Raw genomic sequence first — 5463 nt, forward strand, 5'->3', positions numbered from 1 at the left:
AGATAATATTATTATGTAAACTATTTAATTAGGAAAGGAACAAGTAATTGCTAATAGAATTTATAAAGAGAATAAAATGTAATATCTTTATAAACGGAAATTTAATATCAAACAAAACATGTAACATCGATATGCAAAGGGAAAAATTATATATGTGAAAATGTTTTCTACAATTGGGGAAAAAGAATAACATAAACTACTATTTTATAGCAGCATAAATAAAAATTCTCATTTTAAATACAGAGATGTCGTCGAACGCTATCTCTAATTGGTTAATTTGTGAGATTTTTTTGTGAAGGAGCTTATTTTATAAGAATAGAATTTAAGTTAATAAGAGATCGTGCCTATGGTAGTGAAAAAATATGGGTTAGGGGGATTTGAAAATGAGGAAACTCAAAAGAGTAAATGTTCCTAATATACCAGAGCAACTATCACAGCCTAACGACAATCGAACTATAAATAAGAAGAAGTTAAGGCGTTTTATTTTCATGTTCATTTTTATTGCTGCGACTACTTTTTACGTTCAATATATTTTGACGAAACAACAAGAAGTAATTAATGGCAAACAAAATACAATAACGAACCAAAAGAAACAATTAGTTTCTTTAAAGAAAGATCAAGGTTCTTTAAAGACTAACATCGAGAATTTAACGGATAATGAAGAAGAAATATTAAAGTTTGCGAGAAAAGAGTATCAATTTTCTAAGTCAAACGAAACAATATTCGTATTGCCAAAGTGAAGTGGTGGAACAGTTAGCGATAGCTAACTGTTTTTTGATGTATGAGGAAAAAGGTGTTTGTAGTGTGAATGTCATGGTACAAGGAGCAATGACATATTGTAAAAATGAGAAGTTTGAGCCATTTTTAATTGTTTTAAGAGATTTCCATAATTATGGAATATATGTCAAAATAAATATTGTTAAAATTCTGTCAATTGTATATAATACAAGGTAAGCGGATACATTTTTTGATCAACGTTGAGTTAACAGCTTATACGTCTGTTAAGAAAACCGTTATCCTCGTATAAGAAAGGAAGATAGCTGTGTACGCTTCAAATACAATTTACGTCGTAGGGGATGCGAAAGCACCTCAAAATAATCCCATTACCGAAAAGTTCAAAAGTTATTTTGTAGCATTTGTACTTGAGAAGGATACAGGGGAAATTGTAGATGCAGATTGCTCAGCGACAATTGCATTAACATCTCAATTTGTTAAATATTTGTTTCTACATAAAAATATTAATGACCCAGCATTAGTAACAGAAATAAAAAATCGATACTTCGGTTCGTCTCAAAAGGCGCTACTTGTAGCGCTAAAGGATGCACAGAAAAAATATAATCAGATTGCTGCTTTGTCTACCCATTCATAGACAAAATCCAGCCGTAAGAATCTTCTTATGGCTGGATTTTTTTGTTTCGCATTAACGGGAAGAATAAAGTCTCCCGTGTATTAAAGTATCACTCTATAAACAACGAAAGGATGAACAAAATGAAAATTACCGATGTGAAGGTAAACCGCCGACATGTAAAGCTTCATACACCGTTTAAAACAGCGCTTCGTACTGTAACGGAAATCGAAAGTATAGATGTGTTTATTCATACAGATGAAGGAATTGTTGGAAGAGGAGCTGCTGCAGCAACGCCGGTTATTACAGGTGATTTTGCCAACGGGATGGAGGAAGCAATATTAGGACCAATTCGTTCTGTATTAGTTGAAAAAGATGTACTGCAATTTCAAACGTTATTGTTACACATTCAAATGAGTTGTATAGGAAATACAAGTGCAAAAGCGGCGGTAGATATGGCTTTATACGATGTGTATTGTCAATTTCACAACATACCGTTATACGCATTACTAGGTGGAAAGAAAGAGATTTATACTGATATTACAGTAAGTGTGGATGAACCTTTATTAATGGCAAAAGAAGCAGAAAAGCATATCGAGAAGGGATTCCAAACATTAAAAATTAAGGTGGGTAAAGAGGCACATTTAGATTTGGAACGCATAGAGGCAATTCGAAATGTGGTTCCAAAGAATACAACGTTACGTTTAGATGCAAATCAAGGATGGAAACCGAAAGAAGCGGTTTCTATTATTAGAGAAATGGAGAATAGAAATTTAAATATAGAATTTGTAGAACAACCAGTTCATGCGAAAGATTGGGAAGGATTAAAGTATGTGAAGGACAATGTACAAACGCCTATTATGGCAGATGAAAGTATGTTTTCGGCAAGCGACGCATTAAAGATTGTCCAAGGAGGATATGCAGACCTACTTAATATTAAGTTAATGAAATGCGGTGGTATTCGAGAAGCCTGGAAAATTGCGGATATTGCGGAAGCAGCAGGTGTGAAGTGTATGGTTGGAAGTATGATGGAATCTTCACTTTCAGTTAGCGCTGTTGCACATTTAGCTGCGGCTCATCCAAATATTCATTACTTTGATCTTGATGCACCGTTATGGTTAGTAGAAGAGCCAGAAGGGATGACTTACACTGGCCCAAAGGTAAACCTGCATTCTGTAGTGAATATACAATCTTAGGAGGAGTACCTAGTAAATTATCTTTTAAGGGGGATATATTATGAAAAAAGTGGGGACTGCATTATTAACGACATTATTCATTTTTTCATCTTTCACATCGACAAATGCCGAAGAGAAAAAAGATAAGAAAGCATTTATTGATGTGGCAGCTGCGACGTTATGGACCGCACCAGATTCGCTTCGGCCAATCGATGCACCGAGCGCAACAAACCCAGTTGATTTGTGGAAGTGGACGAAATCAATGACACTTGATGAGAAGCTTTGGTTAACGAGTGCAAATAAATTAGAAACGCAAGCGCTACTCGGTCAAGAAGTAACGGTCATTGATAAAAAAGGTGATTGGGTAAAAGTACTAGTGCACGGACAGCCAACACCGCGAAATGAAGAAGGGTATCCCGGGTGGATGCCTGAAAAACAATTAACGTATAATCAAGAATTTGCAGATAAGGCAGGACAGCCGTTCGTTTTAATTACAAAACCGACAGCTATTTTATATATAAATCCTTCTGAAAAACATAAATCACTAGAAGTAAGTTATAATACGCGATTACCACTTTTGAGTGAAGATGCTATTTCGTACCGCGTACTATTACCAAATGGTCAGAAGGCGTGGCTACGGAAAAATGATGGAACGGTTCACCGTTCTCAAAATGATATTCCTATGCCAACAGCTGATGATTTAATAAACACCGGCAAGATGTTTTTAGGCTTACCGTATATATGGGCTGGTACAAGTGGGTTTGGTTTTGATTGCTCTGGATTTACACATACGATTTATAAATCACATGGCATTACCATACCGAGGGATTCTGGGCCACAATCAAAAGCAGGAATTGCGGTTGATAAAGAAAACCTACAAAAGGGCGATTTAATATTCTTTGCACATAATCAAGGAAAAGGTAGTGTTCATCACGTTGGAATGTATATTGGTGATGGAAATATGATTCACTCTCCAAAAGCTGAAAGATCGGTAGAAATTATACCGCTAAATACACCAGGATATATAGAAGAATACGCTGGTTCTCGTCGTTACTTACCTTAAAAAATAGAGGGGGTTTTGAAATGAAAAAGGTAGTTCGCTATTCATTAGTTAGTACTCTATTAGTTTCTTCATTTTTAGTTGGCTGTGCAAAAGAAAAAACAACTACAAAGCCGAAAGATGAGAAGAAAGTATTACAGCTACTAGAAACGGGTGAAATTCCATCATTAAATTCAGGGAAAGTAACAGACGCCGTATCGTTTAACGTTTTGAATAACGTAATGGAAGGGTTATTCCGTTTATCGAAAAATGATGAAGTGATCCAGGCTGGGGCACAGAAATATGAAGTGAGTAAAGACGGAAAGACTTATACATTCCACTTACGTGATGCGAAATGGTCTAACGGCGAGCTAGTAACAGCTCATGATTACGTATATGCTTGGAAGCAACTTATTAATCCAGATACTGCCTCTCAATATGCATATATTGCGTACGATGTGAAAAATGCGGAAAAGATAAATAAGAAACAATTAGGGTTAGAAGAATTAGGTGTGAAAGCAAAAGATGATAAAACGTTTGTTGTGGAATTAGAACATCCAGTACCGTATTTTACAAAACTACTTATTTTACCGTCGTTCTATCCAATTAATGAAAATTTTGCGAAAGAGCAAGGTGATAAATACGGTTTAGAGGCAAATAAAGCGGTGTATAATGGGCCGTTTACGTTGTCGGAGTGGAAGCACGAAGCAAGTTTTACACTGAAGAAAAACGATAAATATTGGGATGAAAAAGAAGTAAAGTTAGATGAAGTAAACTATCAAATTGTTAAAGAAATTTCAACGGCGGTAAATTTATATGAAACAGATAAAGTTGATAGAGCTGTCATTTCTACAGAATTCGTAGATAAATATAAAAATAATAAAGAACTGAAACAATATACAGATCCGGTTATGTATTTCTTCCGTTTCAATGAAAATGTACCGATTCTTAAAAATAAAAACGCACGTCTTGCACTTAGCACAGTTTTTGATAAGAAGGGACTTGCGACTTCATTTTTAAATGATGGATCAGTTGCTGCGAATTATTACGTACCAAAAGGATTTTTAAAAGGCCCAGATAAGAAAGATTTTAGAAGTACGGCAGGTGAGTTTAATAAGACTGATGTAAAACAAGCGAAAGAATATTGGGAAAAGGCGAAACAAGAGACAGGCACAAATGAAGTGACGTTAGAACTATTAAACTATGACTTAGAGAACTTTAAAAAAGTAGGCGAATATATTAAAGAACAGCTTGAGAAAAACTTACCAGGGCTAAAAGTAAATGTGAAATTACAACCACATACTCAAAAACTAGCGTTAGAGAAGAAAAAAGAATACGAAATGTCGTTATCACGCTGGTTACCTGATTATCCAGATCCAATGACTTACTTAGAAGTATTCCTTTCGGGAAGTACTGTCAATAATACAGGATATGCAAATCCAGAATATGATGCGTTAATTAAAAAGATTAAAACAGAATTAGGTAATGATGAAAAAGCTCGTTGGAAGGCATTGCAAGATGCGGAAAAAATGCTCCTTGATGATGCAGTAATCGCACCAGTATTCCAGCGCGGATTATCTTACTTACAAAAACCATACGTGAAAGATTTATACGTACATCAATTTGGCCCAGCCGCAAGCTTGAAATGGGCAGACATACAAAAGTAAAGAAAGAGGAAAAACAGACTTCACGTATGTGATAGTCTGTTTTTTCTTATAGCTTCAAATGAATTATAGACATTTCATATGTTTTTTCACTGTTTAAAAATAAAATTATTACTAAAATTCCAGTGTAAAATTCATGTGGAATCTTGTATAATTAACGTGTTTCTTTGGAAACATTTTCTTGCGCTATTTGTATAGGACTTAATAGAGCAAGGGAGGAAATACATACATGTATATAAT

General features: G+C 34.9%; 6 protein-coding genes. All 6 read left to right on the forward strand.

What is annotated here, in order from left to right:
* Positions 1–383: 383 nt before the first annotated feature.
* The 6 genes from V7038_RS23250 (at position 384) to V7038_RS23275 (ending at position 5226) form a co-directional block, all read left to right on the forward strand.
* Complete coding sequence (locus V7038_RS23250; RefSeq protein WP_002161475.1) at positions 384–740, forward strand: FtsB family cell division protein; 357 nt, start codon at positions 384–386, stop codon at positions 738–740.
* Positions 679–954, forward strand: a complete 276-nt coding sequence (locus V7038_RS23255) for a hypothetical protein (protein WP_071151333.1) — start codon at positions 679–681, stop codon at positions 952–954. Before V7038_RS23250 ends, V7038_RS23255 begins: the two co-directional genes overlap by 62 nt.
* Before the next feature lie 88 nt (positions 955–1042).
* Complete coding sequence (locus V7038_RS23260) at positions 1043–1369, forward strand: DUF3870 domain-containing protein (RefSeq protein ID WP_002012954.1); 327 nt, start codon at positions 1043–1045, stop codon at positions 1367–1369.
* Positions 1370–1479: 110 nt separating this feature from the next.
* Positions 1480–2541 (forward strand): dipeptide epimerase, encoded by a 1062-nt coding sequence (locus V7038_RS23265; RefSeq protein ID WP_199659562.1) that lies wholly within the window; start codon positions 1480–1482, stop codon positions 2539–2541.
* A 40-nt stretch (positions 2542–2581) separates the two neighbouring features.
* Positions 2582–3583 carry a C40 family peptidase gene (locus V7038_RS23270; protein WP_335695682.1) on the forward strand — a complete coding sequence of 334 codons (1002 nt, stop codon included), beginning with the start codon at positions 2582–2584 and terminating at the stop codon, positions 3581–3583.
* Between the two features lie 20 nt (positions 3584–3603).
* The gene (locus V7038_RS23275) at positions 3604–5226 is read left to right on the forward strand and encodes a peptide ABC transporter substrate-binding protein (RefSeq protein WP_335695683.1); all 1623 of its coding nucleotides are present in this window, start codon (positions 3604–3606) and stop codon (positions 5224–5226) included.
* Positions 5227–5463: the final 237 nt, after the last annotated feature.

The organism is Bacillus sp. JJ783 (assembly GCF_036963225.1).
GTDB classification, from domain to species: Bacteria; Bacillota; Bacilli; order Bacillales; family Bacillaceae_G; genus Bacillus_A; species Bacillus_A cereus_U.

Bases quoted from the DNA above. Each gene is read 5' to 3' on its own strand.
- V7038_RS23250 (WP_002161475.1), top strand. From the start codon at position 384: ATGAGGAAACTCAAAAGAGTAAATGTTCCTAATATACCAGAGCAACTA.
- V7038_RS23265 (WP_199659562.1), top strand. From the start codon at position 1,480: ATGAACAAAATGAAAATTACCGATGTGAAGGTAAACCGCCGACATGTA.
- V7038_RS23270 (WP_335695682.1), top strand. From the start codon at position 2,582: ATGAAAAAAGTGGGGACTGCATTATTAACGACATTATTCATTTTTTCA.
- V7038_RS23275 (WP_335695683.1), top strand. From the start codon at position 3,604: ATGAAAAAGGTAGTTCGCTATTCATTAGTTAGTACTCTATTAGTTTCT.